Annotated in this window: 28 protein-coding genes; 25 read left to right on the top strand and 3 right to left on the bottom strand. The window is 62.6% G+C overall.

Annotated features, from left to right (window positions below; translation table 11 throughout):
- Positions 1–79 precede the first annotated feature (79 nt).
- The 14 genes from ACFSCT_RS11650 (at position 80) to ACFSCT_RS11585 (ending at position 11,715) form a co-directional block, all read left to right on the top strand.
- Complete coding sequence (locus tag ACFSCT_RS11650) at positions 80–694, top strand: head-tail connector protein (protein WP_379142942.1); 615 nt, start codon at positions 80–82, stop codon at positions 692–694.
- Positions 691–1,029: a head-tail adaptor protein gene (locus ACFSCT_RS11645; protein ID WP_379142940.1), complete on the top strand. Its 339-nt coding sequence runs from the start codon at positions 691–693 to the stop codon at positions 1,027–1,029. Before ACFSCT_RS11650 ends, ACFSCT_RS11645 begins: the two co-directional genes overlap by 4 nt.
- A complete protein-coding gene (locus ACFSCT_RS11640) occupies positions 1,026–1,451 on the top strand; it encodes a DUF3168 domain-containing protein (protein ID WP_379142938.1) in 426 nt (141 codons plus the stop codon). Before ACFSCT_RS11645 ends, ACFSCT_RS11640 begins: the two co-directional genes overlap by 4 nt.
- Before the next feature lie 18 nt (positions 1,452–1,469).
- Positions 1,470–1,883, top strand: a complete 414-nt coding sequence (locus ACFSCT_RS11635) for a phage major tail protein, TP901-1 family (protein WP_379142937.1) — start codon at positions 1,470–1,472, stop codon at positions 1,881–1,883.
- Entirely contained in the window at positions 1,883–2,212 is a 330-nt protein-coding gene (locus ACFSCT_RS11630) for a gene transfer agent family protein (protein ID WP_379142936.1), read from the top strand. The genes ACFSCT_RS11635 and ACFSCT_RS11630 overlap by 1 nt, the downstream gene beginning before the upstream one ends.
- Entirely contained in the window at positions 2,212–2,466 is a 255-nt protein-coding gene (locus tag ACFSCT_RS11625) for a phage tail assembly chaperone (RefSeq protein WP_379142934.1), read from the top strand. Before ACFSCT_RS11630 ends, ACFSCT_RS11625 begins: the two co-directional genes overlap by 1 nt.
- On the top strand, positions 2,447–3,085 hold the full coding sequence (locus tag ACFSCT_RS11620; RefSeq protein WP_379142932.1) for a phage tail tape measure protein: 639 nt from the start codon (positions 2,447–2,449) through the stop codon (positions 3,083–3,085). Before ACFSCT_RS11625 ends, ACFSCT_RS11620 begins: the two co-directional genes overlap by 20 nt.
- 9 nt (positions 3,086–3,094) lie before the next feature.
- Positions 3,095–3,727, top strand: a complete 633-nt coding sequence (locus ACFSCT_RS11615; protein WP_379142930.1) for a phage distal tail protein, Rcc01695 family — start codon at positions 3,095–3,097, stop codon at positions 3,725–3,727.
- Positions 3,724–4,551, top strand: coding sequence for a DUF2163 domain-containing protein (locus ACFSCT_RS11610; RefSeq protein ID WP_379142929.1), 828 nt, complete (start codon positions 3,724–3,726; stop codon positions 4,549–4,551). The genes ACFSCT_RS11615 and ACFSCT_RS11610 overlap by 4 nt, the downstream gene beginning before the upstream one ends.
- Positions 4,548–4,976, top strand: a complete 429-nt coding sequence (locus ACFSCT_RS11605) for a C40 family peptidase (RefSeq protein ID WP_379142927.1) — start codon at positions 4,548–4,550, stop codon at positions 4,974–4,976. The genes ACFSCT_RS11610 and ACFSCT_RS11605 overlap by 4 nt, the downstream gene beginning before the upstream one ends.
- A 36-nt stretch (positions 4,977–5,012) precedes the next feature.
- On the top strand, positions 5,013–8,903 hold the full coding sequence (locus tag ACFSCT_RS11600; protein WP_379142926.1) for a baseplate multidomain protein megatron: 3,891 nt from the start codon (positions 5,013–5,015) through the stop codon (positions 8,901–8,903).
- Positions 8,896–9,609, top strand: coding sequence for a DUF2793 domain-containing protein (locus tag ACFSCT_RS11595; protein ID WP_379142924.1), 714 nt, complete (start codon positions 8,896–8,898; stop codon positions 9,607–9,609). The genes ACFSCT_RS11600 and ACFSCT_RS11595 overlap by 8 nt, the downstream gene beginning before the upstream one ends.
- A 76-nt stretch (positions 9,610–9,685) precedes the next feature.
- The gene (gene cysE / locus ACFSCT_RS11590; protein WP_379142922.1) at positions 9,686–10,507 is read left to right on the top strand and encodes a serine O-acetyltransferase; all 822 of its coding nucleotides are present in this window, start codon (positions 9,686–9,688) and stop codon (positions 10,505–10,507) included.
- 110 nt (positions 10,508–10,617) lie between these two features.
- A complete protein-coding gene (locus ACFSCT_RS11585; protein WP_379142921.1) occupies positions 10,618–11,715 on the top strand; it encodes a PA0069 family radical SAM protein in 1,098 nt (365 codons plus the stop codon).
- 16 nt (positions 11,716–11,731) lie between these two features.
- On the opposite strand, the gene bmt is transcribed toward ACFSCT_RS11585, so the two are convergent.
- Both bmt and ACFSCT_RS11575 read right to left on the bottom strand, forming a co-directional pair.
- On the bottom strand, positions 11,732–12,742 hold the full coding sequence (bmt, locus tag ACFSCT_RS11580) for a betaine--homocysteine S-methyltransferase (protein ID WP_379142919.1): 1,011 nt from the start codon (positions 12,740–12,742) through the stop codon (positions 11,732–11,734).
- A 119-nt stretch (positions 12,743–12,861) separates the two neighbouring features.
- On the bottom strand, positions 12,862–13,176 hold the full coding sequence (locus ACFSCT_RS11575; protein ID WP_379142918.1) for a DUF1476 domain-containing protein: 315 nt from the start codon (positions 13,174–13,176) through the stop codon (positions 12,862–12,864).
- A 129-nt stretch (positions 13,177–13,305) separates the two neighbouring features.
- Between ACFSCT_RS11575 and purC the strand changes: the two genes are divergently transcribed.
- The 7 genes from purC (at position 13,306) to ACFSCT_RS11540 (ending at position 22,389) form a co-directional block, all read left to right on the top strand.
- Positions 13,306–14,070: a phosphoribosylaminoimidazolesuccinocarboxamide synthase gene (gene purC / locus ACFSCT_RS11570; RefSeq protein WP_379142916.1), complete on the top strand. Its 765-nt coding sequence runs from the start codon at positions 13,306–13,308 to the stop codon at positions 14,068–14,070.
- Positions 14,071–14,081: 11 nt separating this feature from the next.
- Positions 14,082–14,315 carry a phosphoribosylformylglycinamidine synthase subunit PurS gene (purS, locus tag ACFSCT_RS11565; protein ID WP_379142914.1) on the top strand — a complete coding sequence of 78 codons (234 nt, stop codon included), beginning with the start codon at positions 14,082–14,084 and terminating at the stop codon, positions 14,313–14,315.
- 82 nt (positions 14,316–14,397) lie between these two features.
- Complete coding sequence (gene purQ, locus ACFSCT_RS11560) at positions 14,398–15,069, top strand: phosphoribosylformylglycinamidine synthase subunit PurQ (protein ID WP_379143007.1); 672 nt, start codon at positions 14,398–14,400, stop codon at positions 15,067–15,069.
- Between the two features lie 160 nt (positions 15,070–15,229).
- Entirely contained in the window at positions 15,230–16,984 is a 1,755-nt protein-coding gene (locus ACFSCT_RS11555) for a sensor histidine kinase (protein ID WP_379143005.1), read from the top strand.
- A gap of 8 nt (positions 16,985–16,992) precedes the next feature.
- The gene (locus ACFSCT_RS11550) at positions 16,993–18,324 is read left to right on the top strand and encodes a sigma-54-dependent transcriptional regulator (RefSeq protein WP_379142912.1); all 1,332 of its coding nucleotides are present in this window, start codon (positions 16,993–16,995) and stop codon (positions 18,322–18,324) included.
- A 475-nt stretch (positions 18,325–18,799) separates the two neighbouring features.
- Positions 18,800–21,538 (top strand): Rne/Rng family ribonuclease, encoded by a 2,739-nt coding sequence (locus ACFSCT_RS11545; RefSeq protein ID WP_379142911.1) that lies wholly within the window; start codon positions 18,800–18,802, stop codon positions 21,536–21,538.
- Positions 21,539–21,645: 107 nt separating this feature from the next.
- Positions 21,646–22,389 carry a cytochrome c biogenesis CcdA family protein gene (locus tag ACFSCT_RS11540; protein ID WP_379142909.1) on the top strand — a complete coding sequence of 248 codons (744 nt, stop codon included), beginning with the start codon at positions 21,646–21,648 and terminating at the stop codon, positions 22,387–22,389.
- Here the strand turns inward: ACFSCT_RS11540 and ACFSCT_RS11535 are convergent.
- The gene (locus ACFSCT_RS11535; RefSeq protein WP_379142907.1) at positions 22,386–23,177 is read right to left on the bottom strand and encodes an enoyl-CoA hydratase; all 792 of its coding nucleotides are present in this window, start codon (positions 23,175–23,177) and stop codon (positions 22,386–22,388) included. The genes ACFSCT_RS11540 and ACFSCT_RS11535 overlap by 4 nt on opposite strands.
- A gap of 95 nt (positions 23,178–23,272) precedes the next feature.
- Here ACFSCT_RS11535 and ACFSCT_RS11530 point away from each other — a divergent pair, with 95 nt between their 5' ends.
- The 4 genes from ACFSCT_RS11530 to ACFSCT_RS11515 all read left to right on the top strand — a co-directional run bounded on the left by ACFSCT_RS11530 (position 23,273) and on the right by ACFSCT_RS11515 (position 26,166).
- The gene (locus ACFSCT_RS11530; protein ID WP_379142905.1) at positions 23,273–23,698 is read left to right on the top strand and encodes a PaaI family thioesterase; all 426 of its coding nucleotides are present in this window, start codon (positions 23,273–23,275) and stop codon (positions 23,696–23,698) included.
- Between the two features lie 162 nt (positions 23,699–23,860).
- Complete coding sequence (gene rplM / locus ACFSCT_RS11525) at positions 23,861–24,325, top strand: 50S ribosomal protein L13 (protein WP_379142903.1); 465 nt, start codon at positions 23,861–23,863, stop codon at positions 24,323–24,325.
- Between the two features lie 2 nt (positions 24,326–24,327).
- On the top strand, positions 24,328–24,834 hold the full coding sequence (gene rpsI / locus ACFSCT_RS11520; RefSeq protein WP_379142901.1) for a 30S ribosomal protein S9: 507 nt from the start codon (positions 24,328–24,330) through the stop codon (positions 24,832–24,834).
- A gap of 159 nt (positions 24,835–24,993) precedes the next feature.
- Positions 24,994–26,166, top strand: a complete 1,173-nt coding sequence (locus ACFSCT_RS11515; RefSeq protein ID WP_379142899.1) for a Hint domain-containing protein — start codon at positions 24,994–24,996, stop codon at positions 26,164–26,166.
- Positions 26,167–26,884 lie beyond the last annotated feature (718 nt).

The following is a 26,884-nucleotide window of genomic DNA, read 5'->3' as shown; positions in this document are numbered from 1 at the left end:
TCCGCGCGCGCTTGGCAGGCGGGCGGAAGCGGCCCCCATTTTCGCATCACCGCCTTGTCGGACCCGTACGGAGAGTAACATGAGGATTGTCGAAGAAACGGCGCCTGAGGCATCGGCGCTGCCGATTGCAGAGCTGCGGGCACATTTGCGGCTGGGGTCGGGGTTCGATCTGGCCGAAAATCCGGCCGAAACGGCGGCGCTGGTCGGATATCTGCGGGCCGCGATCAGCACGATCGAGGCGCGGACGGGCAAGGTTCTTCTGTCGCGCAGGTTCCGTTGGGAGCTGGACGACTGGCGCGACCGGTTGGGTCAGCCGCTGCCGCTGTCCCCGGTCACCGCCATCGAGGCGCTGGAGATCGACGACGGTGCCGGAAACCGCAGGCTGATCGCCGCAGATCAATACGCCTTGCGTCCCGACAGTCAGCGACCGTGGCTGATCCCGAGCGGGACGATCCTTCCCTCTGTGCCGCGGCTGGGCTTTGTCGTCATCACGTTCCGGGCCGGCTTTGGCCAGACTTGGGCCGGGGTGCCCCCCGATCTGGCGCAGGCGGCGGTCATGCTTGCGGCGCGCTTTTACGAGGATCGTGGTCAGGCCGATGCAGGCAGCCGTGCGGGCCTGCCGTTCGGGGTCAGCACGCTGATCGAGAAATGGCGCGCGGTGCGGACCCTGGCCGGTCGGGGTGGCCGGACATGAACGCGCCGCGATTGTCGACGCCGCTGCTTCTGGAAAACCCGACCCGGGTCGCCGATGGCATGGGAGGGTTTCGACGCGACTGGCGCACCTTAGGCACGGTCTGGGCAGAAATGAAGGCCGGAACCGGCAACCAGCAGGAAGCCGAAGCCGGTGCGCGCGGCGTGGTCGCATGGCGCATTATCACCCGCGCCGCACCGCCCGGAGATCCGCGCCGCCCGTGTCCCGAGCAACGTTTTCGCCTTGGGGATCGGGTGTTTCGCATCGCCGCAGTCGCCGAAACCGATCCTTCGGGATTTTACCTGACCTGTTTTTCCAAAGAGGAGACCGCGACATGAGCTATCGCGCGGCGGCAGCCTTGCAAACGGCGGTTTACGCGCGTCTGCGGGATCATGAGGCCTTGGCCGACCTGATTGGCGACGCGGTATTCGACGCCATGCCGGTCGAGCCGCCGACCGGCACCTATGTGGCGCTTGGCCCGGAAGAGGCGCGCGATGCCTCGGACCAGACGGGGCGCGGGGCGCAGCATGATTTCGTGGTTTCCGTGTTGTCCGGCGCCGACGCGGGTGAAGGTTTTCAAGCCGTGAAAGAGGCCGCGGTGGCGGTGACCGAGGCGCTGGAAGAAGCGCCGCTGCCGATGCCTTTGGCGAAGGGTATCTTGGCGGGTTTGTGGTTTTTACGCGCCAAGGCGCGGCGCGCCGAAGGCGGTGCGGGGCGGCGCGTCGATCTGACCTTTCGCGCGCTTGTCGACCTTGGCTGATCAACAGGAGAAAGAAAGATGACGATTCAGAATGGCCGGGACCTGCTTATCAAGATGGACATGACCGGCGACGGCCAGTTTGAGACGATCGCCGGTCTGCGGGCGACGCGCATCGCCTTCAACGCCGAGACGGTGGACGTGACCAGCCTTGAAAGTCAGGGCGGCTGGCGCGAGTTGCTGGGCGGCGCGGGCGTGCGCAGTGCCTCGATCTCGGGCTCGGGCGTGTTCCGCGATGCTGATACCGATGGCCGGGCGCGGCAGGTGTTTTTCGACGGCGAAGTGCCGCAGTGCCAGGTGATCATCCCGGATTTCGGCATCGTCGAGGGCCCCTTTCAGCTGACCAATCTGGAATATGCCGGCAGCCATAACGGCGAGGCGACCTATGAACTTACGCTCGCCTCGGCCGGCGCGCTGATCTTTGTGGCGCTGTAATGGCCAATCCGTGGACAGGTGAAGTCGCGATCTGGGTCGATGACACCCGCTGGCGCGCCAAGCTGACTTTGGGTGTGTTGGCCGAATTGGAGGCCCGGCTTGGGGCCAATTCCATGATCGGTCTGGTCGAGCGGTTCGAGAGCGGCGATTTCTCGACGCGAGACGTTCTGTCGGTCGTGATCGCGGGCTTGCGCGGTGGCGGCTGGGAAGGGGACGAGGCCGACATGCTGACCTCGGAGATCCGTGGCGGTCCGGTTGAGGCGGCGCGTGTGGCGGCAGAATTGCTTGCCCGCGCCTTTCACGTGCCTAATCCGACTTCGGCCGCGTGATGGACTGGCCGGGCCTGATGCGGGCGGGGATGCGGGGGCTGAGCCTGCATCCCCGGGACTTCTGGTCACTAACGCCGGGCGAGTTGGCGCTGATGCTGGGGATAGAGCCGGGGCAAGGCGCGATGACCCGTGACCGGCTGGCCGAAATGGCGGCGCGGTTCCCCGACCGGCCGGCGCGCGGCCCTGCAAGTGACGAAACAGCAAATGTCGACGAGATGAAAGCGGGATCACCGGATGGACAAGAACGGATTTGAAACAGGCGCCAGCGACGCCGGTCGCAACAGTCAGGTCACCGCGGCGTTTGAGGATGAGCTTTCGCGGTTGCGGCAGTCGATGGTTCTGGCCGGGCGCGAAGTTTCGACACTGTCGAACGGGATCGGCGGCGGGCTGCGTCGCGCCTTTGAGGGCGTGGTTTTTGACGGGCTGAAGCTGTCCGACGCGCTGAAAGGCATTGCGAAAAGCATGGCCGATACCGTTTTTGCCATCGCGTTGCGGCCCATCCAGCAGGCGGTGGCCGGCGCGCTAGCCAACGGCGTCAACGGCGCGCTTTCGGGGGCGATGCCTTTCGCGCAGGGCGGGGTGTTTCAGGGTGGCAGGGTTACGGCCTTCGCGAAAGGTGGCGTGGTAAGTCAGCCTGTCACCTTCCCGATGCGCAGCGGCACCGGGTTGATGGGTGAGGCCGGCCCCGAGGCGATCATGCCCCTGCGCCGCGGGGCCGATGGGCGTTTGGGTGTTGCCGCCGCGGGCGGTGGGCGCCCGGTCAACATCACCGTCAATGTGACCTCGCCCGATGTGGCGGGGTTCCAGCGCAGCCAAGGTCAGATCGCCGCACAGATGGCGCGCGCGCTGTCGCGCGGCGACCGCAACAACTAAGGAAAAGACATGGCGTTTCACGAGATCAGATTTCCCGCCAACCTGAGCTTTGGGTCGGTTGGCGGACCGGAGCGGCGTACCGAAATCGTATCGCTGACCAACGGATATGAGGAGCGCAATACGCCCTGGGCACATTCGCGGCGACGCTATGATGCGGGCATGGGGTTGCGTTCGCTTGATGATGTCGCGGCGCTTATCGATTTTTTCGAGGCACGCGCCGGGCAATTGCACGGGTTTCGGTGGAAAGACTGGTCGGACTATAAAAGCTGCGCGCCAAGCGGCGCCCCCGGCTTCGAAGATCAGGTGCTGGGCGAGGGCGATGGTGAAACGACGCATTTCCAGCTTGTGAAAGCATATCAGTCCGGGCCGGCGAAATATATACGCCCAATCATGAAGCCGGTCGGGGGAAGCGTCCGGATCGGGATTGGCGGCGACGCAATGCAGGAGGGCGTGCATTACGAGGTCGATCTTCGGACTGGCATCGTCACGTTCTCGAATGCGCCCGGACAGGGGGCAGCGGTGACGGCGGGTTTCGAATTCGACGTGCCCGCGCGTTTCGACACCGACCGGATCGCCGTGTCCGTGGCGAATTTTCAGGCGGGTGATCTGCCGCAAGTGCCGGTCGTCGAGGTGCGGATATGACCTCGACAACCATCGCGCGGGCCTGGTCAGTCACCCGGGCTGACGGCATGGTCGTCGGACTGACCGATCACGATCAACCGCTTCATTTCAATGGCATCGACTTCAGGCCCGACAGCGGAATGTCCGCGCGCGCCATCGTGCAAGGGGCGGGGCTTTCTGTCGATAACTCCGAGGCTGCGGGTATTCTTAGTCATGACGCGATCAGCGAGCCCGATCTGATCGCAGGCCGATGGGATGGCGCCGAGGTCATGCTGTGGGAGTTGAACTGGCAACAGCCGAGCGCAGGCGCGCGGCTTATCTTCCGGGGCTCGCTTGGTGAGATCACTCGCGTAGGGTCGCAGTTCAAGGCCGATCTGCGGGGATTGTCCGAGCCGTTGGGTAAGGCGCAGGGCCGGGTTTATCATCCGCGCTGCTCCGCACAGCTTGGGGATGCCCAATGCCGGATTGATCTGGACGATCCCCGCTTTGGGCTGAATGCCAAAGTGGAAATCGCCGAGGAAGGTCGGGTTTTCACGTGGAAGGCACTGAATACGTTCGACGACCGTTGGTTTGAGCGCGGAGTGCTTCGCGTCGAAGGCGGCACGGCGAAGGGGCTGAGCGGAACGATAAAGAATGATCGGCTGGACGCCTCGGGCGCGCGCAGGATCGAACTTTGGTTGCCGCTTGGCGCCATGCCGGAGACAGGTGATGCGGTCCGGCTTATCGCGGGTTGTGATAAACGTGGACCGACCTGTCGGCTCAAGTTCGATAACTACCTGAACTTTCGCGGCTTTCCGCATTTACCCTCGGAGGAATGGTTGGTCGCGCCGAGGGTTGAACGATGAGCGCCCGGGTCGTCGCGCTGGCCCGGAGCTGGATCGGAACACCCTATGTGCATCAGGCCTCGGTCCGTGGAAGCGGCGCCGATTGTTTGGGTCTGATTCGGGGCATCTGGCGTGAACTGTTCGGTGACGAGCCCGAAACGCCACCGCCCTACACACCTGATTGGGGCGAGATCTCGGGGCACGAATTGCTGCTTGCCGGGGCGCTTCGGCACCTAAGAGAGTTGCCGCGGGAAGTCCCGATGCAACCGGGGGAAGTGCTGCTGTTTCGCATGCGAAGCGGGGCAATTGCCAAGCATCTGGGTATCGTGGCCGTCCCGAATGCAAGTTTCGTGCACGCCTATGACCGGCACGGCGTGGTTGAAAGTCCCCTGTCAGCACCATGGATCGCCGGGATCGTCGGGCGGTTTCGTTTTCCGTGTGTTTAGCCCGTCGTTTGGCCCGAATTTTGGAAGGAAACTGACATGGCGACTATTCTGCTTTCGGCGGCCGGTGCAGCGGTTGGCGGAGGGTTTGGGGGAACTCTTCTCGGGCTTTCCGGCGCCGTCATCGGTCGTGCGGTTGGCGCCACCGTGGGGCGGGTGATTGATCGGCGGCTTCTTGGCGGCGGCTCGCGGGCGGTTGAGACCGGGCGCATCGACCGGCTGCGGCTGCAGTCTGCTGGCGAGGGTCGGCCCATCGCGCAGGTCTGGGGACAGATCCGGGTTCCGGGGCATGTCATCTGGGCTGCGCCTTTGGTCGAGGTTCAGGAAAGCCATGGCGGAGGGAAGGGTTCCGGTCCGAGTGTCAAGGAATACAGCTATCGCGGCAGCTTTGCGCTGGCGCTGTGCACTGGCGCAATTCTGGGTGTCGGTCGCATCTGGGCGGATGGCGAGGAAATCTCGGCCCAAGAGCTGAACATGAAGGTTTATAACGGCAGCGAGGATCAACTGCCCGACCCATGTATCGCAGCGCATGAAGGCGATGACGCGCCTGCCTATCGCGGCATTGCCTATGTGGTGATCGAAGATCTGGGCCTTGGTCGCTGGCAGAACCGGGTTCCGCAACTGAGTTTTGAGGTAATCCGCCCGGCACGCGGCGGACGGGGACCATGGAAAGATGTCACCGCCGTAGCGATGATACCCGGGACCGGCAAGTATTCACTGGCTACCGAGCAGGTCGGGTTTGATCTGGACCTCGGGGAAACGGCCGTTTGCAACGTCAGCACGCCGCAGGGCGCAACGGATTTCATGGTCTCACTGGGCCAGATGTGCCGGGAGTTGCCCTCGGTTGAATCGGTGTCGCTGGTGGTTTCATGGTTTGGCGACGACCTGCGGGCAGGCTCGTGCAAACTGAAGCCCAAGGTCGAAGATAAATCGCGCGAAGGCGATAACATGGTCTGGCGATCGGGCGGGATCGACCGTAGCGGCGCCGAAGAGGTTTCCAAGGTTAACGGTCGACCGATCTACGGAGGAACGCCCGCCGACCGGTCAGTCATTCAGGCGTTGCGGTCAATCAACGCTGCGGGGCGGAAAGCCGTCTTTTACCCTTTCATTCTGATGGAGCAACTTTCCGGAAACGGTAAGACCGATCCTTGGAGCGGGGCCGCCCATCAGCCGGTCATGCCGTGGCGGGGGCGTATCACGACGGCAGTTGCGGCGGGTCGTCAGGGGACGACGGACTGCACGGCGACGGTCGACCTTGAGGTCGCCGCGTTTTTCGGCTCGGCCGCTGCCGGCGATTTTTCGGTCGATGGCGATACGATTTCCTATAACGGGCCGGATGAATGGTCATTCAGGCGGTTCATTCTGCACTATGCGCAGCTTTGTGCCGCGGCGGGGGGCGTGGATTCATTTCTGATCGGTTCGGAAATGATTGGCTTGACCCAGATGCGGGGGGCAGGCCGGGGTTATCCTGCGGTGCAGGCGTTACGTGCGCTGGCGGCGGACGTACGTGCGATTCTGGGACCGGACGTCAAACTGAGCTATGCCGCCGACTGGTCCGAGTATTTTGGCCATCACCCCGGCGGCGGCGAGTTGCGTTTTCATCTGGATCCGCTCTGGGCGGATAAGAATATCGATTTTATCGGTATTGATAACTATATGCCGCTGTCCGACTGGCGCGACGGATATGATCATCTGGATTCAGCGTGGGAGCGGATCGACAACATCGCCTATCTCAAGTCGAATGTCACGGGCGGAGAGGGGTATGACTGGTTCTACGCCAGCGATCTCGACCGTGAGAACCAAAGCCGTACCCCTATTACCGATGGCGTATATAACGAGCCGTGGGTTTGGCGCTGCAAGGATCTGGCAAACTGGTGGGGACAGGCACATCACGAACGCTCGCAGTCGGGCGTGCGTTCTGCCTCAGCCACGGCATGGAAGCCACGTTCGAAGCCGATATGGTTTACAGAGCTTGGCTGCGCCGCGCTGGACAAGGCGACCAACCAGCCGAACAAATTTCTGGACGCAATGAGTTCGGAATCGGTGCTGCCCTATTTTTCGAATGGGCGCCGCGACGATGTGATCCAGGCCGCCTATTTGCGTGCTATGGCCAGCTATTGGGGCGATGCGGCGAATAATCCGACATCGACGATCTATGGCGGTTCGATGGTGGATGTCTCGCGCATGCACGTCTGGTGCTGGGACGCGCGGCCATTTCCGGTTTTTCCTCAACGCACCGATCTATGGTCCGACGGACCCGCGTGGGAGCGTGGCCATTGGCTGAATGGTCGCGCCAGTGCCGTTCCATTGGAGGATCTTGTCGCGCAAATCTGCCGCGAGACCGGCGTCAGATCATTCGATACGTCCAACCTTTCCGGTATTGTCAGGGGATATCGGCTGGAAGGCGACGAGACCGGACGCGCTGCTTTGCAGCCGCTGATGCTGGCATATGGATTCGATGCGGTCGAAGATGCCGGGGTGTTGCGTTTTGTCATGCGAGATCGGCCCGTGGCTGCCGTGCTGACCCCCGATGATCTTGCCATCGCGGATGATCTGGAAAACGTGGAAATAACGCGGGCACCCCAGGCCGAACTGTCCGGTAAGGTCCGCGTGAGCCACATCGAAGCCGGGAGCGATTATGAAATCCGGACTGCCGAGGCGGCGACGGCTGCCGATTATAATACGGCAGTGTCGGACAGCGAATTTTCGCTTTGTCTGACCCGACCGGAGGGTCACGCCGTCGCCGAACGCTGGCTGGTCGAGGCTGAGGCGGCGCAAGATCGCTTGCGGCTGGCATTGCCGCCGTCGTGGCGCGAGCTGGGGCCGGGGGATGTGATCGAAATCGCCGGGGCGGCCAAACCCGCGCAATGGCGCATTGATCGGGTTGAACGCGCCGGTGCGATCACGATCGAGGCCTCGCGGATCGTGCGCAGTGTCTATACGCCTTCGGACGGTAGCTTGCAGGAAGGCGGGCGTCCGAGGGCCTATGCGGCGCCGGTGCCGACGATGCCGATATTTCTGGATCTGCCGCTCATGCGGGGGAACGAACTGCCTTATATGCCGCATCTGGCGGTGACGTCGACGCCATGGGCCGGTTCGGTCGCCGTATTGTCGTCGGCCGAGGAAGAAGGTGGCTACGCGCTGACCCAGACTATCACGCGCCGCGCGATAGTCGGCCGCACCATCACGCCGTTGCCCAGCAATCGCGCAGGATGCTGGGATATGGGGCCGGCGCTGCGGGTAAAGTTTAAAGGTGGTCAGTTGCGCCCGGCGAGCGACGCCGCCGTTCTGGGCGGCGCCAACGTGATGGCGATCGGGAATGGTAGTCCCAACGGCTGGGAATTGTTTCAATTCTCGCAAGCGAAGTTGGTCGGCCAGAACGAATGGGAAATACGGCGACGACTGCGTGGTCAGGCCGGGACGGATGCGATCATGCCGGCGATCTGGCCTGCGGGCAGCCTTGTTGTGTTGATAGATGGCGCGCCTAAGCAGATTGATTTGCCCCCGTCGCTGCGGGGACAGGTCAGGTATTGGCGAATCGGGCCGGCTTTGCGTTCGCCCGATGATCCCAGTTATCGCTCGGTGGCGACAACATTGTTCGGGATCGGCTTGCGTCCGCTGTCGCCCTGCCATCTTGGCATGCTCAGGCTGTCGAACACGGTAAAGTTTACCTGGATCCGGAGGACGCGCATCAATGGGGACGGCTGGGACGGCGCTGATGTCCCACTGGGCGAGGCCAGGGAACGGTACCGCGCACGGCTGCTCGCTGGCTCAACGCTGATCCGCGACGCCGAGTTGCCATCTGCGGAATGGACCCTCTCTGCGTCGGATTGGGCGCAGGTTTCTTCGGGGCCGGTGACTTTGGAAGTGGCGCAATTGTCTGACGAATTCGGGCCAGGTCCCTTTGCACGGAGAATCTTCAATGACTGACACAATTTCTGCAAGATACGCCCTGCCGCTGTTGCAGCCCGCGCAGGCTCAAAAGCATGTTACGGTCAATGATGCGTTGCAGCGGCTGGACGCGCTGACCAATCTGACGCTGCAGAGTCGGAGTGTCATCATTCCACCGCAGAACGCGCCGGAAGGTGCCTGCTGGGCGGTGCCCGCAGGGGCGACCGATGCGTGGATGAATGCGGTTGGAAAGATCGCAACTGCTTTGAATGGAGGATGGATATTTACCGCTCCTTCCCAAGGTATGCGTGCGACCATTCTGGACGAAGGGCTGGAAGCCATATTCCTTGGTAACGGCTGGTCCGCGGGGGTGCTGAGCTCGGGCCCGTTGGGTGCCGGGATGCGTGTCGGCATATTGGAGGGGCTGGTAACCGTCACCGCCGGGGGCAAGGTGACGACCGATCTGATCATTCCGCAGGGTGCGATGGTTATCGGCGCCACAGCGAAGGTCAAAGTGGCCATTACCGGCACGCTGACAAACTGGCAATTGGGTACGTCAGACGGGGTAAATCGCTTTGGATCGGGGCTTGGTCTGGCGGCGGGGTCGTGGGCGCGTGGCATGCTGTCGCAACCGATGACGTATTGGAACGCCGCACCATTGATCATGACGGCAACCGGCGGCGACTTTGCCGCCGGGAAGGTGGCGATGGCCATTCACTGGCTTGAGCTTGCATTGCCAAGCTGATCTGCGTTTGCGGCGGGTTTTCATCATAGGCGGATCGGCGTAAACAGAATGTGCCGAGCCAGCCGGGAGCATCCTGATGAACAGCACGCTGAAGCTATCGCCGGTGAATGCCGGCGCGGAGACGGGCCCGGATTTGCTTTGGGAACGCATTCGGGCGGAAGCGCAGGATGCGGTTCGGGAAGAACCGCTGCTCGGCGCGCTGATTCACGCGGGACTTTTGCACCATCCAACGCTTGCGGCGGCGCTGTCCTATCGTTTTTCGCTGAAGCTCGCCTCCAACGAAATGAGCGAGCAGATTTTGAGGGAACTTGCCGATCAGGCCCATGCCGCTGATCCGGACCTGACCGACGCGGCGCGTGCCGATTTATGGGCGGTGCATGAGCGCGATCCGGCCACGCATTATCTGATGCAACCGATGCTGTTCTTCAAAGGCTTTCAGGCGTTGCAAGCTTATCGGATTGCGCATTGGCTATGGCGTGTGGAACGTCACAACATGGCGCGCTTCGTCCAGATGCGCTGTTCTGAGGTTTTTGGCGTTGATATTCACCCGGCGGCGCGCATTGGTCGGGGTATCATGATCGACCATGCGCATTCCATCGTAATTGGCGAAACGGCAGTTGTCGGCGACGATGTCTCGATGCTGCATTCGGTAACCTTGGGCGGGACCGGTAAGGAAGACGGTGACAGGCACCCAAAAATCGGCAACGGCGTTTTGATCGGCGCCGGCGCAAAGGTGCTAGGCAATATCCATGTCGGCAACAACAGCCGGATCGCAGCAGGCTCGGTCGTTCTTGAGGATGTGCCAAGCTGCAAGACGGTCGCGGGCGTTCCGGCGAGGATCGTGGGCGATGCCGGTTGTCGGGATCCGGCGATCTCGATGGACCACACGCTGCGCTGACAGGCGTCATTCACCGTAGTTCCGGGTTGTTGTTAGCCGTTTGCGAGATCGGGCAGCTGCCTCGGCAGGGCTGAAGGCAGCCTAAATTTGAACTGGTAAATGTTCTTGCTTTGTTCTATTTCTGTCTCATGGTGGGCAATCAAAAACCCAATGAGATTCTCAAGGCGCGGGGGACGGCAACGCGGCCGGCGGTCCGCTATGACAGTCTGACACGAAGTTCAGAGGCCGACGGCTGGGATATCCCGGATGAAGACTTCGTTCTTAAAACCGAGGTGACTTGCGAAACGCCTCGGTCGGTCATCGCCAGAAATACGTCGCCCGACATTTCGTTTGATCGTTCGATCAATCCTTACCGAGGATGTGAGCACGGCTGTGTTTACTGCTTCGCGCGACCAAGCCATGCCTATCTTGGCCTGTCGCCGGGCTTGGATTTCGAGTCGAAGATTATCGCCAAACCCAATGCCGCTGATGTTCTTGTGAAAGAGCTATCGCGTCGCAGCTATGCCTGCAGGCCCTTGGCGATCGGCACGAACACTGATCCATATCAGCCAATTGAAGCAAAGATGCGGATCATGCGATCCATCTTGCAGGTGCTGCGGGACTGGAACCACCCGGTCAGTATCGTGACGCGCGGCCACACCATTCTTCGCGATTTGGATATACTTTCGACAATGGCGGAACGGCGTCAGACGGCGGTTGGTGTCAGTGTGACGACGCTTGACGCCGCTCTCGCGCGAAAGCTTGAGCCCAGAGCACCGCCGCCAGTGGTGAGATTGCGAATGATCCGGGAGCTGGCGAATGCGGGCATTCCGGTTCGTGCGATGATTGCGCCGGTGATACCCGTTCTGACCGACGCCGATCTCGAAGCCCTTTTGCAGGCGACCCGCGATGCCGGGGCGACCAGGGCGAGCATGATGCCGATCAGATTGCCTTTGGAGGTCGCGCCCCTGTTTCGGGATTGGCTCGAACGTCATGTTCCGGGGCAGGCCAAGCACATCATGAACCAGATTCAGGCGATGCGCGGCGGCCGTGATAATGATCCACGTTTTGGAAGCCGCATGCGTGGCGAGGGGGTGCATGCCCAACTGCTTCGTCAGCGTTTCCGGCTTGCCCTGAAGCGGCTTGGTTTTAAGACAGATTCGCAGAATCTGGATTGCAGCAAATTCGCGCCGCCGCCCAGGGCAGGGGATCAGCTTTCGCTGTTCTAGTTTCGGTTTGCCGATTTTACCGCTGCTGCGATCGTCCGCGATCGGATAAAATCGGGCTTCCGGCTGCGTTATCCCATGGCGCGGTAAAGCCGCCGAGCTTTGCGGCTATATCCTCGACCGTTGGACGGGGGCCGACAGGCCGTTCCTCCAATGCCTTGCGCATCGCGACCAGATGTTCCGGCATGGTCCCACAACATCCCCCGATGATGCGCGCGCCAAGATCACGCGCCAGAACCGCATATTCAGCCATGAGTTCCGGTGTGCCGTCGTAATGGATATGCCCGTCGTGATAGCGAGGGATGCCGGCATTGCCCTTGGCGATGATCGGCCGTTCGCTGCCCGCAGTGACAAAGCCCGACACCGTCCTAAGAAGATCCGCGGCGCCGAGCCCACAGTTAGCGCCGAACGCGAGCGGAGGATGGGGAAGCCGCTCGACCATCGCGGCCATTTGCGCGGCGGTCATGCCCATCATGGTTCGGCCAGCGGTATCGAAGCTCATCGAACCGCACCATGGCAGGTCAACCAACCGGGCGGCTTCGGCCGCGGCGGCATATTCGTCGGGTGAACTGAAGGTTTCGACCCACAGGACATCGACGCCGCCTTGACGCAAACCCTCGGCCTGCTCATAGAAAATCTCGACGGCGCGGGCGCGGCTCAGATTGCCCATCGGCGACATGATTTCGCCGGTCGGGCCGATCGAGCCCGCGACGACGACCGTTCGTCCGGCACTTTCGGCCACCTCGCGTGCGAGTGCCGCGGCGGTGCGGTTCAGCTCCACGACCTTTGCCTGTGCATCATGCAGCCGAAGCCGGCTTGCGTTCGCACCGAAGCTGTTGGTCAGGAACAGATCCGAACCGGCATCAACCGCATCCTGATAAAGCCGGCGGACGTCATCGGGGCGGCTGATGTTCCAAAGCTCGGGAACCTCTCCGGGCGCCAATCCCATGTTGAACAGGTTCGTCCCCGTCGCGCCATCGGCCAGAAGCCAGCCGGTCTGGGATAGCAACCGGGACAGGGGATCAGACATCTTCTATCCTTTTGTCGCGCGAAAACAGATGTTGCGACAATCCGCCGGTCCGAAAATCTCGACCGGCCCACCCATCCGACCCGATGATTCGGGCCGGACGGGTGACCGGATCAGGCAGGTCAGTTTTCTTCCAGTATCTGACGGCGGGCTTCGACCAGCAACTCGGCCATTTTCGCGCGAATGGCCGTTTCATCCGACTTGCCGTCCAGATCGGACACGACCTTGCGCAGAACGTCGCCCTCGCCCGGTTCCTCGAAATCCGACGTGACCACGGTCATCGCATAGGTACGGGCTTCTTCGCCCTCTTTCCCCAGCATTTGTGCCGCCCATTCGCCCAACAGGCGGTTCCGTCGAGCCTCGGCCTTGAAGCGCAGATCGGCGTCATGGGCGAATTTGGCTTCGTAGGAGCGTTCACGGTCGTCAAAGGTGGTCATTACGGCCTCCGGCTGTTGGTGTGCAGTCCATATGCCCACGGGCGGGACATATCGCAACCCTTGCCTTGCCCGAATCCGGTCCGTGGCCTATAGCGCGGAGGAACCCGCATGATGGGAAGGACCTCTGCGATGGCACCCCGCCGCAAGAAAATCTACGAAGGCAAAGCCAAGATCCTTTACGAAGGCACCGAACCCGGAACCTTGATCCAGTATTTCAAGGATGATGCCACGGCGTTCAACGCGCAGAAAAAGGCCACGATCGAGGGCAAGGGGGTTCTGAACAACCGCCTGTCCGAGTTTTTCATGGCCGGCCTGACCAATATCGGCGTTCCGAACCATTTCATCCGCCGCATCAATATGCGCGAGCAGCTGATTCGGCAGGTCGAGATCATTCCGCTGGAAGTCATCGTGCGGAATTTCGCGGCCGGTTCGATCAGCAAGCGTCTGGGTCTGGAAGAGGGCACCCCTTTGCCACGTCCGATCGTCGAATACAGCTTCAAGAACGACGAGCTGGGCGATCCGATGGTCAGCGAGGAATATATCATCGCCTTCGGCTGGGCCAGTCAGCAGGATCTTGACGATATCGTCTCGCTGGCATTGCGGGTGAACGATTTTCTGTCGGGCGTGTTCTTCGGCGTCGGAATCAAGCTGGTCGATTTCAAGATCGAAGTGGGCCGGATCTGGGACGGGGATTTCATGCGACTGATCGTGGCCGACGAAATCAGCCCCGATTCCTGCCGGTTGTGGGACGTCAAGACCGGCGAGCATCTGGACAAGGATGTGTTCCGCCGCGATCTCGGCAACCTGACCGACGCTTATACCGAAGTCGCGCGCCGGCTGGGGCTGATGCCCTCGAACGCCACGCCGATGACCAAACCGACCCTGATCAACTGAAAGGCGCGCGAATGAAGGCGATCGTCACCATCATGCTGAAAGACGGCGTTCTTGACCCGCAGGGCGAGGCGGTGCGTCACGCGCTGAGTGGCTTGGGCTTTGCCGGGGTCAACGGCGTCCGCCAGGGCAAGGTGATCGAGCTTGACCTGGACGGCGTCGATCAGCCGGAGGATGAGGTGCGCCGGATGTGCGAAAAGCTGCTCGCGAATACGGTGATTGAGAAATACCGGATCGAGATCGAATAGCGGACAGAGGGGAAATTCGAGAACGGGGGCGCTGCCCCCGTGCCCCCGGGATATTTAGACAAGGAAGAAAGGCTTGAGTGACATGAAGGCGGCCGTCATTACTTTTCCGGGCTCGAACTGCGACCGTGATCTGGCGGTGGCGCTTGCCGCCGCGGGCGCCCAGGTCAGCCGGGTCTGGCACAAGGATGATCACCTGCCCTCCGGCACCGATCTTGTCGCGGTCCCGGGCGGGTTTTCGTTCGGCGACTATCTGCGCTGCGGGGCTATTGCGGCGCAATCACCGATCGCGCGGGCGGTCAGCGCCCATGCCGCCCGGGGTGGTTACGTGCTGGGGATTTGCAACGGCTTTCAGGTTCTGACCGAACTCGGGCTGTTGCCGGGGGCGTTGATGCGCAACGGCGGGCTCAGCTTTGTCTGCAAGGATGCGGCGCTGCGGGTTGAAAGCACCGACAGCGCTTTCACCGATGGCTGGCAGCGTGGGGAAGAGCTGATCCTGCCCGTCGCGCACCATGATGGCAATTATCAGATTGATGCCGAAGGCCTGACGCGCCTTAAGGATCAGGACCGCATCGCGTTCCGCTATGTCGGGGGGGTGAACGGCTCGGTCGATGATATCGCCGGCGTGCTGAGCGAGAACCGGCGGGTTCTGGGCATGATGCCGCACCCCGAGCGCGCGGTCGAAAAGCGGCTGGGCAATGACCATGGCGCGCGCATGTTCGCCGGACTGGTGCAGGGGCTGGTCGCGGCCGCCTGAGGCCGCATTATCGGGCGCCGGTGGGACGGCGCTTGTTAGGCGGCGGTTTCGCGCCTATTTTGGCCGACATGGTTAATTCGTCATTCGCATGAGCCAGACAGGCACCTCTGACGCGCTGTCGCAACAGCCTGACGCCGCAAGCAGCGCGGATTTGCGTTTCATGCGGCCGTGGTGGATGCGCATTGTCGCCGGGCTTCTGCTGCTTGCCTTCGTCGGTCTGATGTGGATGACCAACGCCTGGCTGACCGAGCGGTTTTCCGAAACGACCAAGGTCCGGGCGGAACTGCGGCTGGCCCTTTATACCGGCAACATCCTGTCCGAATTGCAGCGGACCGCCGTCGTGCCACTGTTGCTGGCGCGCGATCCGGGGTTGATGGGGGCGCTGAACGGCAGCGATTTTTCGACCACCTCGGCGCGGTTGATGGCCGCGCAGAAGGAAATCGGCGCGGCCTCGATCCGGCTGATCGACGCTTCCGGCTGGACGGTGGCTGCGACGGAACGGCGCCTGATCGGTACGAACTATGTCCGCGAGCCGTTCTTCGTCGAGGCGATGCGGGGCCGCGACACCGTTTTCACCGTCAACACCAACGAAATCGGCGCGAACGAATTCGTCTATTCCCGGGCCGTGGTCCAGAACGGCCGTGCCTTGGGGGTGATCGTCGTCGAGGCCGAGTTGCAACGGCTTGAACGAAGCTGGGCCGGAATTTCGGACGCCGTGGTGGTGCTGGACAGCAGCGGCAAGATCATTCTGACGACCGAACCCCGCTGGCGCGGCCATACCCTGCAAGAGGCGCTGGCGCTTCGCACCGCGCCGACCGCCATTCAGCGCGCCTTTCAGGTCACCACGGATCTGACCGCGCGGCAGCCCGACGCATGGATTCAGGGCCGCGCCGTCATGCAATCCGAGGCACGGGTGCCGTTCCGTGGCTGGCGCATGGTCTCATTCACCACCTACGAATCAGTGCGGGAAAAGGTTAACGCCGCGCTTGCGATGGAGATCATGGGCTTCGCCATTCTTCTGGCGCTGAGTTTCTATATCCTGTCGCGGCGCGCGCGCGTCCAGTCGGTCGCCTTCAAGCGTGAATCCGATGAATTGCGGGCGCTGAACCGGCGGCTGTCGCGCGAAATCGCCGAGCGGGAGCGGATGCAGAAAGAACTGCGCGTGGCCGAACAGACGGTCGAGCAAAGCTCGAAACTGGCGGCCCTGGGCGAAATGTCGGCAAGCGTCAGCCACGAACTGAACCAGCCGCTGGCCGCGATGAAGACCTATCTGGCCGGCGCGCGGCTTTTGCTGCAACGCGACCGGTACGAAGAGGCCCTGTCCAGCTTTCAGCGCGTCGATGATCTGATCGAGCGTATGGGCGCCATCACCCGCCAGTTGAAATCCTATGCCCGCAAGGGCGGCGAGGCGTTCGAGCCGGTCGATCTGCGTGCCGCCTTGTCCGGGGCGCTGACAATGATGGAGCCGCAGCTCAAGTCCCGCACCGTGCGCATCATCCGCATGGTCCCGCGCGAGCCGGTGATGGTCATGGCCGATCGCATCCGGCTGGAGCAGGTGATTATCAACTTGCTAAGAAACGCTTTTGACGCGACCAAGGACCAGAAAGACCCCGAGATCGAACTGACCGTCCGGGCCGGTTCTCACGCGATGTTGACTGTTCGCGACAACGGACCGGGTTTGACCGACATGGAAAAACTGTTTGAGCCTTTCTGGACGACGAAGAAACCGGGCGAGGGCACCGGTCTTGGTTTGGCGATCTCTTCCGGGATCGTCTCTGATTTCGGGGGTCGCCTGACCGCCCATAATACCGAAGGAAAAGGCGCGGTGTTTGAGATGCAACTGCCGCTTTACGCGCCTGTTCTGACCGATCAACAGCCGGACGGCCGCCCCCGAGCCGATCTGGCAGCAGAGTGAGGACAACAATGACCCGCACGCTGAAAGTGGCGATCGTCGACGACGAACCCGATATGCGCGAGTCGATCAGCCAGTGGCTGGCCCTGTCCGGCTTCGACACCGAGACGTTTCCCAGCGCCGAAGAGGCGTTGAAGACCATCGGCCCGGATTGGCCGGGTGTGGTCATTTCGGACATCCGCATGCCGGGAATGGATGGGATGGCGTTTCTGAAGCGCCTGATGGGGCAGGACAGCGGGCTGCCGGTCATCATGATCACCGGTCACGGCGACGTGCCGATGGCGGTCGAGGCGATGCGGCTGGGCGCCATGGATTTCATGGAAAAGCCGTTCAACCCCGACCGGATGACCGAATTGGCGAAGAAGGCGACCAACGCCCGCCGCATGACACTGGACAACCGCGCGCTGCGCCGGGATCTGTCCGAAGGCGCGCAGGTCATGTCCAAACTCGTCGGCTCCAGCCCGGCGATGGAGCGCCTGCGCGAGGATATTCTTGATCTGGGGCAGGCCGACGGCCATGTGCTGATCGACGGCGAAACCGGCTCGGGCAAGACGCTGGTCGCGCATGCGCTGCATGCCGTGGGGCCGCGCGCTTCGCGTAAATTCGTGCCGGTCAGTTGCGCGGCCTATGCGCCCGACGCGCTCGTGGCGCGCCTGTTCGGTCCGGTCGAAGACGGTGGCGCCCTGCCGGCGGTCGAGGAAGCTCGCGGCGGGACGTTATGTCTTGAGGATATCGAAGCCCTGTCCGAGCCGCTTCAGGCCCGGCTTCTTGCCTTCATCGCCGATCAGGGCAGCCCGGCGGAAACCCGGATCATCGCGATTTCCAATGCGCGGGGCGAGGGCAGGCGGCTGGAGGATGCGCTGCGGCCGGACCTGTTCTTCCGGCTTGGGGCGCTCAAGATCACCATTCCGCCGCTGCGCCAGCGGGGCGAGGATATTCTGTCGCTGTTCACCCGCATGACCGAGCAATTTTCCGAGGAATACGGGTGTGAGCCGCCGCAGGTGACCGCCCAGGAAGCCGCCCAGCTTTTGCAGGCGCCATGGCCCGGCAACGTGCGGCAGTTGATCAATGTGGCGGAACGCGCCGTTCTGCAGAACCGGCGCGGATCGGGCAGCATCACCTCGCTTTTGATGGCCGATGGCGAGGAGACGGCCGAGGCGACGACGACCGAGGGCAAGCCGCTCAAGGAATATGTCGAAAGTTTCGAGCGGATGCTGATCGACAACACGATGCGGCGGCACAAGGGCTCGATCAGTTCGGTGATGGAGGAGCTTTGTCTGCCGCGCCGGACGCTGAACGAGAAGATGGCCAAATATGGCCTGAGCCGCGGTGACTATCTGTAGCCAACCCGGGCCGGGGCTGCGCCTTGTCCGGCGCCGCTCCGCCGTTTGGTTGTGGCCGGCGACGGAGCAGTTGAAAAAGCGATTGTAACGGAAGGCCTTTCACCGCTATGGTCCGAAATACGGGGCAGGAATTGCAACTGACAGTTGCGCCCCTTGCAGGTTTCCAAGCGCGGCTACCAGCCAGAACCCCACGGGGCGGGCGGCACACCGCGCGGAAAAATCCACGTCTGATCCCGCAAGGGCATCGGGCAAGGTATTCGCCGTCCGACCTTCTGCAGCAGTGCAGGATGCGGACCAACATAGGTAACTGACGCGATGAAACGCGCATCGGAACACGGATCGCAGCAAGGGCCGGGGCCAAGCCTCGCCGCCGCGAGTCCTTGGTTTTCGGCCGTTACAGCGTCAATCATATGCCGCTTCCCGATCAGGCGTCCGCCATGGTGCGGACCTGACCGGATGCGCGAAAGTTCAATAAATGGCAAAGAAAATGCTGATCGACGCCACCCATGCCGAGGAAACTCGGGTGGTCGTGGCCGACGGAACCAAGGTCGAAGAATTTGATTTCGAGACCCTGAACAAGCGCCAGCTTGCTGGCAATATCTATCTGGCCAAGGTGACGCGGGTCGAACCCTCGCTTCAGGCCGCATTCGTGGATTACGGCGGCAATCGCCACGGGTTTCTGGCCTTTGCCGAGATCCATCCCGATTACTATCAGATTCCGGCAGCCGACCGTCAGGCCCTGCTGGAGGAAGAGCTTGCCTATGCCGAGGCGCAGCAGGCCGAGGAATCGGGCCGTCCGCGCCGCAGCGGCGGCAACCGGCGTCGCGGGTCCGCGAAAGCCGAGGCGGCAGGGGCGCAGGATGTGGTGATCGCGGCCGAGGCCGGCTCGGACGATATTCCGGGCATGGCGGTGATTGATCCGGCCAATGACCACGACGACGCCGTTCGCCCCGACCACGACCATGAACACGACAGCGGTTCGGCTGGCCGGGTGGTGACCGACGTGGCTGCCGCCGACGCCGAGATCGAATCCGAAGCCGCGACCGATCTGGATGAACCCGTTCTGGATGAGTCCGTCGCATCCGCTTCCGACCGGGACGACGAAATCGAATCGATCGCCGAAGAAGATGTTTCAGAGGAAATCCGCGCGCCCCGCAAGCCGCGCGCCCGGCGCTACAAGATCCAGGAAGTGATCAAGGTCCGCCAGATCATGCTGGTGCAGGTGGTCAAGGAAGAGCGTGGCAACAAGGGCGCCGCGCTGACCACCTATCTGTCGCTGGCGGGCCGTTATTGCGTCCTGATGCCGAACACCGCGCGCGGTGGCGGGATCAGCCGCAAGATCACCAACGCCGCCGACCGCAAGAAGCTGAAGGACATCGCCGGGGAACTGGAGGTTCCGCAGGGCGCGGGTCTGATCATCCGCACCGCCGGCAGCCAGCGCACCCGGACCGAGATCAAGCGCGACTATGAATATCTGATGCGGCTGTGGGAACAGATCCGCGAACTGACGTTCAAATCCATCGCGCCGGCCCCGATCTATGAGGAAGGCGACCTGATCAAGCGGTCGATCCGCGATCTGTACAGCAAGGACATCGACGAGGTTCTGGTCGAGGGCGATGCGGGCTATCGCACGGCCAAGGACTTCATGAAGATGATCATGCCGTCCCACGCCAAGAACGTGAAACATTACACCGACCCGATGCCGATCTTTGCGCGCTATCAGGTCGAAAGCTATCTCGGCGGCATGTTCAACCCGGTCGTGCAGCTGAAATCGGGCGGTTACATCGTCATCGGCGTGACCGAGGCTTTGGTCGCCATCGACGTGAACTCGGGCCGCGCCACCAAGGAAGGCTCGATCGAGGACACCGCCTTCAAGACCAACTGCGAGGCGGCGGATGAAATCGCCCGCCAGTTGCGGCTGCGCGACCTTGCCGGGCTGATCGTGATCGACTTCATCGACATGGAAGAGCGCAAGAATAACGCGGCGGTCGAGAAGCGGTTCAAGGACCGGCTGAAAACCGACCGGGCGCGGATTCAGGTCGGTCGCATCTCGGGCTTCGGTCTGATGGAGATGAGCCGTCAGCGCCTGCGCCCCGGCATGCTGGAATCGACCACGCAGCCCTGCGCGCATTGCCACGGCACCGGCCTGATCCGCAGCGACGACAGCCTGGCGCTGACGATCCTGCGCGGGGTCGAGGAAGAGGGCACTCGCAAGCGTTCGCGTGAGGTTCTGGTCAAGGCCCCGGTCGCGGTCGCGAATTTCCTGATGAACGTCAAGCGCGAGCATATCGCCGGGATCGAGGCGCGCTATGGCATGGCCGTCCGGGTCGAGGCCGACCCGACGCTGGTCTCGCCCGACTATGCGCTTGAAAAGTTCAAGACCGCGACCCGGAACGTCCCCGAGATCGCCAGCGTGCCGGTATCGGTTGACGCCCGGCTGATGGCCCAGATTGATGAAGAGGACGGCGCGGTCGAAGAGACCGTGGAACTGGACGAGGAAGAAACCGCTGCGGCGCCGGAACGCGCGGAAGCGCGGGGCCGGGATGCGGTCAGGGAAGACCGTGATGAGGATGGCGATAATGGCGGTCGCAAAAAGCGTCGCCGTCGCCGTCGTCGGCGTGGCGGTGGCGATGATCGCGCCGAACATTCGGACGAGATCATGACCGCCGATGGCGCCAGCGACGCACAGGCCGATGGCGATGATGATGACGCGCCGGTCGCAACCGACGCACCGGAGGTTGCCGACGATTCTGTCAGCGCGCCGGTGGCGGCCGAGGCTGCCGCAGACGCCGGGGACGAGGCCGTCAAGAAGCCGCGCAAGCCCCGCGCGCGCAGCCGCAGCAAGAAGCCCGAGGTCATCGACGGCGCGGGCGCGGCCGAGACGATCGTCATTTCCGCATCGGTTCCCGAAGCGGTCACCGAAAGCGACGTTCAGCCGGAAACCGTGTCGGCCGAGGCCGAAATGGTCGATCTGCGGGATCATGTCGTCACCGACACCTCGGATCGGGTTCAGGCCGGCTCTGGCCCGGACGAGGGCGAGGATGATCCGGCCGCGGATGACGCCGCATTGGCGAATGGCGCCGCCGCAGACGCGTCGGTCGGGACCGATCCCGCCGCTGCGACCGACCCCGCGACGGACGACGAATCGCCCGCTGACCAAACAGCGACGGAAGCCCGGCCGAAACGGCGCGGCTGGTGGTCGCTGGGCCGCTGAGGCGCCCGTGATTTCGCGGCGGGGCGCAAGGTTGCCCCGCCGACCCCACCAAACCGTGACCGGGAATGGCTTTCCTTGTCGGAATAACCGGTTAGGTTGGCGCCACCATGCTGGAATTTGATCTTGCCACCGTCGCTTTCCTGCCCGCCGCGCTGATTGCGCTGGTGGCCGGGCTTTTGTCATTCCTGTCGCCCTGCGTCCTGCCCATCGTGCCGCCCTATCTGGCCTATATGGGCGGCATCACCGTGGGCGAGTTGCGCGAGGGGCGGCGTTTGCCGGTGCTTCCCGCGATTTTCTTCGTCCTCGGGTTATCGACGATCTTCCTGCTTTTGGGAATCGCGGCCTCGGCCTTCGGACGCGCAATCCTGCAATATCAGGGCTGGTTCATCACCATTGCGGGGATCACCGTCATGGTGTTCGGTCTGCACTTTCTGGGCATATTCCGCATCGGCTTTCTGGACCGAGAGATTCGCGTCGATGCCGGCGACAAGGGCGGTTCGGCCTTCGGCGCCTATATTCTGGGACTGGCCTTTGCCTTCGGCTGGACGCCCTGCATGGGCCCGCAGCTTTCCGCGATCCTCAGCATGGCGGCCAGTGATGCCTCGCTTTCGCGCGGCGCGGCACTTTTGGGCGTCTACGCCATCGGGCTCGGGGTGCCGTTCCTTCTGCTTGCCGCGTTCTTCCCGCGCCTGTCGGGGCTGATGAGCTTCATGAAGCGCCACATGGCCAAGATCGAACGCATCATGGGGCTTTTGCTATGGACCATCGGGCTGATGATGCTGACCGGCGGGTTCACGGCCATGGCCTATTGGCTGCTCGAGGCGTTCCCGTTCCTGGCCACCATCGGCTAGGACCAGTTGGGCGGCCGCTTTTCCAGAAAGGCGGCGATGCCCTCGGCGGTTTCCGGTAGCATCAGGTTCTCGCACATGGTCGGGCCGGCGATTCCATAGGCGTCGGCGCTGCTTTTGCCCAGTTGGTCGCGATAGGCGCGTTTGCCCAGCCGCACTGCCTGCGGCAGTTTCGCGGCGATCTGTCGGGCCAGCGCCATCGTGGTTTCCGCAAGATCGCCGGGTGGAACGACCCGGTTGACCAGCCCCAGTTCCCGTGCCCGCGCCGCGTCGACGAAATCACCCGTCACCAGCAACTCGAATGCCGCGCGAGGTGCGATGGCGCGGGTCAGGGCGACCATGGGCGTCGTGCAGAACAATCCGATATTGACGCCGTTGACGCCAAAGCGCACGCCATCGGCCGCGACCGCCAGATCGCAGCTGGCGACAAGCTGGCAACCGGCGGCGGTCGCGATGCCCTGCACCTCGGCGATAACCGGCTGGGGCAGGGCGGCGATCTGCTGCATCATCAGGGCGCAATTGTCGAAAAGGGTCTGAAACGCGGCCTTTCCGCCATCGACATCTTCGCGCGCCGCCTGCATCTGGCGAAGATCGTGGCCGGCGCTGAAAGCCTTACCCGTCGCCGCCAGAATGACCGCCCGGATCGAATCGTCCCGCGCGATACGGTCAAGCTCGGTCGCCAGCGCGGCGATCATCTCAAGCGACAGCGCGTTGAAATTCTGCGGGCTGTTCAGCACCAGACGCGCGACATGGTCGTGATCGCTGCGCAGGATAAGTTCATTGTCGGACATGTTCACGCTCCTCCGATAGCTCCGCCCATCCCCGCGCCCTTGCCAGCGACGCCTTGACCGTCCAACCTTAGCCACTGACAGGGCAGGGGGAAAGCATGTCGCCTGAAATGGACCGTGAAGCACTTGGCGCATTCATGGCGGACGAGTTTCCGCAGATGGCGGATGAGGTCGCCGTGGAAAGCCTTGGCACGGACGCGATCACGGTCCGGCTGATGGTGAAGGACAAGCACCTGCGCCCCGGCGGGACGGTCGCGGGGCCGGCGATATTCAGCCTTGTCGATGTCGCGATCTATCTGATGATCCTGTCGCGGATCGGGCCGGTCGCGCTGGCGGTCACGACGAACGCGACGATCGACTTCATGCGCCGGCCAGTGTCCGCGCGCGATCTGCTGGCCGACGTGCGGTTGCTGAAGCTGGGCCGCAGCCTTGCGGTGTGCGATGCGCTGGTGCGGTCCGAGGGCAGCGATCTGCCGGTCGCCCGCGCCTCGATGACCTATGCGATCCCGCCCAGCGGGCGGTGAAAGGGCGTCAAAACCGGAGGCTATCCTAAGGTATTATATTACCAATATTGTAATATATTGATTTCTATTAGTATTTAGACGCATTCCTGTCTTGACCGGCTCGTTGCCATCGCGGATAAGCCGGCATCTCGAATTTGGATTCGTACCCGAAGGGTCTGACTGATGAAAACCTATACCGCAAAACCGGCGGAGATCGAGAAGAAGTGGATCCTGATCGACGCCGAGGGCGTCGTTCTGGGCCGTCTTGCAACGATCGTCGCCAGCCGCCTGCGCGGCAAGCACAAACCGACCTTCACCCCGCATATGGACATGGGCGACAACGTCATCGTCATCAACGCCGACAAGGTGCAGATGACCGGCGCCAAGCGGGATGACAAGCGTTATTACTGGCACACCGGCCACCCGGGCGGGATCAAGTTCCGCACCGCGCGTCAGGTGCTGGAAGGCGCCCACCCCGAGCGTGTGGTGATCAAGGCCGTCGAGCGCATGATCAGCCGCAACAAGCTGGGCAAGCAGCAGATGACCAATCTGCGCGTCTATGCCGGTGCCGAACATCCGCATGAGGCACAGCAACCCGAAGTTCTGGATGTCAAATCCATGAACGCCAAGAACACCCGGAGCGCATGATTATGGCTGACGAAATCAAGACTCTGGACGATCTGAAGTCCGTCGTTACCGGCAATCCGGCCGCCGGCGCCGCCGCTGTCCCGGCCTCCGACGAAGCGCCGCGGGTCGCGCAGCGTGACGATCTGGGCCGCTCTTACGCGACCGGTAAGCGCAAGGATGCGGTTGCGCGGGTCTGGGTGAAGCCCGGCTCGGGCAAGGTCGTGGTGAATGGCAAGGACATCGCCGAATATTTCGCCCGCCCGGTTCTGCAGATGATCCTGCGCCAGCCTTTCCAGGTGGCCGGGGTCGAGGGCCAGTTCGACGTCTATGCCACCGTCGCCGGTGGTGGTCTGTCGGGGCAGGCCGGTGCGGTCAAGCACGGCATCTCGAAGGCGCTGCAGCTTTATGAGCCCAGCCTGCGCGCCGCGCTGAAAGCGGCCGGCTTCCTGACCCGCGACAGCCGCGTGGTCGAGCGCAAGAAATACGGCAAGGCGAAGGCCCGCCGCAGCTTCCAGTTCTCGAAACGCTGAACCGGCATCGCAGGTTTTTACCTGCGCCGCTGTTCCCGGACGCGCCCCCATGGGGCGCGTTTTGCGTTGCGGGGTGGGGTCGAATCGCGTAGTTCTACAGTTGTTTTTATTTCATCAGTCACTGCTTTTGGTTGTATTCATTTCGAAGAGGGGGTTCGGATGCCGACCTATAACGTGACGCAGTTCTACTTCGGTACGTTCGCCGATCTCGATCCCGTCGAGACGTCGGCCAGCAGCCTGAACAACACGAAGAACGAGAACGCGAAAGTGCCGGGTTGGGATAAGGGCTCGACCTTCGACTACAACAATATGAGTATCGTTCAGGTTACCGAGAACGATGTGGTGCGGGGGGGAGTCAGCGATCGTTTGGAAGAAAACGACTACGCCAACCGGCCCACGTCGCAGGGCGGCCCCATCGCTGCGGACAGCTTCACCTACAATCTGGGTGGTGGCGACATTACCTCGAAAATAGATTCGACCTTTATCTGGCCGGTGACCATCACGCTGAAAGATGGCTCGACCACGCAGCAGAACATGACGTTCGTCCAGCTTGAGAACGGCGCGATATTCTCGAACACGGCTGCGCCTTATCTCGCCGGGCAAAAGGTTGCCTCGATTACTCTGGGAAAGCTTCCATTGAAAGCTGATGGAACCCCGACTGACGCTTATAGCCAGTATTACGGGACCGGAGCCAACCGATCGCTGCCCTCGACCACCAGCATCGTCTGCTTTGCCGAGGATGTGGCGATCCGCGTCCCGGGCGGAGAGCGACCGGCGGGCGCGCTGCGTGTCGGCGACGTCGTTGAAACGGTGGACCACGGAAGGAAGCCCGTGCAGTGGTTCGATTCGCGACGTCTGGATGCCGCAACCCTGGCCGAAGCGCCGCATTTGCGGCCTATCCGCATCGCGGCCGGTGCGCTGGGGCGCGGTTTGCCGCAACGCGAGATGCTGGTATCGCCGCAACATCGTGTGTTGGTGCATTCGCGCATCGCGCAGCGGATGTTCTGCGTCGAGGAGGTTTTGGTCGCCGCCAAGAACCTGCTGGCTCTGCCCGGCATCGCGGTCGCCGATGACGTGGACGAAGTGGTCTATGTGCATTTCGCCTTTGATCAACACGAGATCGTTTATGCCGAGGGCGCGCCGGCGGAATCCTTTTATCCCGGGCCGATGGCGCTCCGATCGGTCGATGCTGCGGCGCAACGCGAGCTCGAGGCGATCTTCCCGTCGATTCGCGACCGGCGGGCCGAACCCGCCCGCCGGATGCTTTCGGGCCGAGAGGGCCGGGCGCTTGCCGGGCGGCATCTGAAAAACGAGCGCGAGTTGCTGTCCTGATCGTCCCGGTCGAGCAGCAGTGAAAGCGGTTGCCCGGGGGTGAAGATGGCGCGTTTCCGGCGCCAAGCGTAGGTCATCGGCTCCGATCTTTGCCGCGTGGGACAACCCTGCCGGCGCGGTACGGAATGCCCTGATCCGAACCCGAACCACACCGCCGGGATTATCGATGCTGTCCCGGCGCCTGCATCCCGGTCGGGCCATGCCCCCGAACAGCGCTGTTTGCCCCCATCGGTTCAGCCAGCAGCCACAGCCCGACCCGACCGTGCGCGTCGCTTGGGCATAAGTGATCCACGTCCCCCGATTCCGTCATCGAACCGTCGCGATTCGAGGGCGCGGGGCACAGAGTGGCCGCTGAGCGGCATCTGGCGGATAAAAATTGCTCATATTATCAAAGAACTACGATTTTTCTGACATTTTTCTGACAAATGCTGTTGCGGGTTTCGTTTTGTGGTCCTAGATACCGCCTCACCGAAACGGCGGGGCCGGATCGGTGGCCTTGGAAGCCGGGTCGCGAAAAAAAGTTAAGATTGCTCTTGACGATCTCGCGCACGTTGACTAGATAGGTCTCCTGCCTTGGAAACGGGGTGGAAAATCTGGAAGCTTGGTGGCTTGCTCGGCGCTAGGAATTGGCGCGGATCGGGTTGTTTTGTTTCTTCTTGCTATTTGACATTGTAGTATATTCTGAAGGGATATGCGGGCGGTTTGGTTGTCGGATTTC

Origin of the sequence: Paracoccus pacificus, from assembly GCF_042680785.1 — a bacterium.
In the GTDB taxonomy this organism is placed as follows: Bacteria; Pseudomonadota; Alphaproteobacteria; order Rhodobacterales; family Rhodobacteraceae; genus Paracoccus; species Paracoccus pacificus.
This window is presented reverse-complemented; position numbering and strand designations above follow the sequence as displayed.

Bases quoted from the DNA above. Each gene is read 5' to 3' on its own strand.
- ACFSCT_RS11650 (WP_379142942.1), top strand. From the start codon at position 80: ATGAGGATTGTCGAAGAAACGGCGCCTGAGGCATCGGCGCTGCCGATT.
- ACFSCT_RS11645 (WP_379142940.1), top strand. From the start codon at position 691: ATGAACGCGCCGCGATTGTCGACGCCGCTGCTTCTGGAAAACCCGACC.
- ACFSCT_RS11640 (WP_379142938.1), top strand. From the start codon at position 1,026: ATGAGCTATCGCGCGGCGGCAGCCTTGCAAACGGCGGTTTACGCGCGT.
- ACFSCT_RS11635 (WP_379142937.1), top strand. From the start codon at position 1,470: ATGACGATTCAGAATGGCCGGGACCTGCTTATCAAGATGGACATGACC.
- ACFSCT_RS11630 (WP_379142936.1), top strand. From the start codon at position 1,883: ATGGCCAATCCGTGGACAGGTGAAGTCGCGATCTGGGTCGATGACACC.
- ACFSCT_RS11625 (WP_379142934.1), top strand. From the start codon at position 2,212: ATGGACTGGCCGGGCCTGATGCGGGCGGGGATGCGGGGGCTGAGCCTG.
- ACFSCT_RS11620 (WP_379142932.1), top strand. From the start codon at position 2,447: ATGGACAAGAACGGATTTGAAACAGGCGCCAGCGACGCCGGTCGCAAC.
- ACFSCT_RS11615 (WP_379142930.1), top strand. From the start codon at position 3,095: ATGGCGTTTCACGAGATCAGATTTCCCGCCAACCTGAGCTTTGGGTCG.
- ACFSCT_RS11610 (WP_379142929.1), top strand. From the start codon at position 3,724: ATGACCTCGACAACCATCGCGCGGGCCTGGTCAGTCACCCGGGCTGAC.
- ACFSCT_RS11605 (WP_379142927.1), top strand. From the start codon at position 4,548: ATGAGCGCCCGGGTCGTCGCGCTGGCCCGGAGCTGGATCGGAACACCC.
- ACFSCT_RS11600 (WP_379142926.1), top strand. From the start codon at position 5,013: ATGGCGACTATTCTGCTTTCGGCGGCCGGTGCAGCGGTTGGCGGAGGG.
- ACFSCT_RS11595 (WP_379142924.1), top strand. From the start codon at position 8,896: ATGACTGACACAATTTCTGCAAGATACGCCCTGCCGCTGTTGCAGCCC.
- cysE (WP_379142922.1), top strand. From the start codon at position 9,686: ATGAACAGCACGCTGAAGCTATCGCCGGTGAATGCCGGCGCGGAGACG.
- bmt (WP_379142919.1), bottom strand. From the start codon at position 12,742: ATGTCTGATCCCCTGTCCCGGTTGCTATCCCAGACCGGCTGGCTTCTG.
- ACFSCT_RS11575 (WP_379142918.1), bottom strand. From the start codon at position 13,176: ATGACCACCTTTGACGACCGTGAACGCTCCTACGAAGCCAAATTCGCC.
- purC (WP_379142916.1), top strand. From the start codon at position 13,306: ATGGCACCCCGCCGCAAGAAAATCTACGAAGGCAAAGCCAAGATCCTT.
- purS (WP_379142914.1), top strand. From the start codon at position 14,082: ATGAAGGCGATCGTCACCATCATGCTGAAAGACGGCGTTCTTGACCCG.
- purQ (WP_379143007.1), top strand. From the start codon at position 14,398: ATGAAGGCGGCCGTCATTACTTTTCCGGGCTCGAACTGCGACCGTGAT.
- ACFSCT_RS11555 (WP_379143005.1), top strand. From the start codon at position 15,230: ATGCGGCCGTGGTGGATGCGCATTGTCGCCGGGCTTCTGCTGCTTGCC.
- ACFSCT_RS11550 (WP_379142912.1), top strand. From the start codon at position 16,993: ATGACCCGCACGCTGAAAGTGGCGATCGTCGACGACGAACCCGATATG.
- ACFSCT_RS11545 (WP_379142911.1), top strand. From the start codon at position 18,800: ATGGCAAAGAAAATGCTGATCGACGCCACCCATGCCGAGGAAACTCGG.
- ACFSCT_RS11540 (WP_379142909.1), top strand. From the start codon at position 21,646: ATGCTGGAATTTGATCTTGCCACCGTCGCTTTCCTGCCCGCCGCGCTG.
- ACFSCT_RS11535 (WP_379142907.1), bottom strand. From the start codon at position 23,177: ATGTCCGACAATGAACTTATCCTGCGCAGCGATCACGACCATGTCGCG.
- ACFSCT_RS11530 (WP_379142905.1), top strand. From the start codon at position 23,273: ATGTCGCCTGAAATGGACCGTGAAGCACTTGGCGCATTCATGGCGGAC.
- rplM (WP_379142903.1), top strand. From the start codon at position 23,861: ATGAAAACCTATACCGCAAAACCGGCGGAGATCGAGAAGAAGTGGATC.
- rpsI (WP_379142901.1), top strand. From the start codon at position 24,328: ATGGCTGACGAAATCAAGACTCTGGACGATCTGAAGTCCGTCGTTACC.
- ACFSCT_RS11515 (WP_379142899.1), top strand. From the start codon at position 24,994: ATGCCGACCTATAACGTGACGCAGTTCTACTTCGGTACGTTCGCCGAT.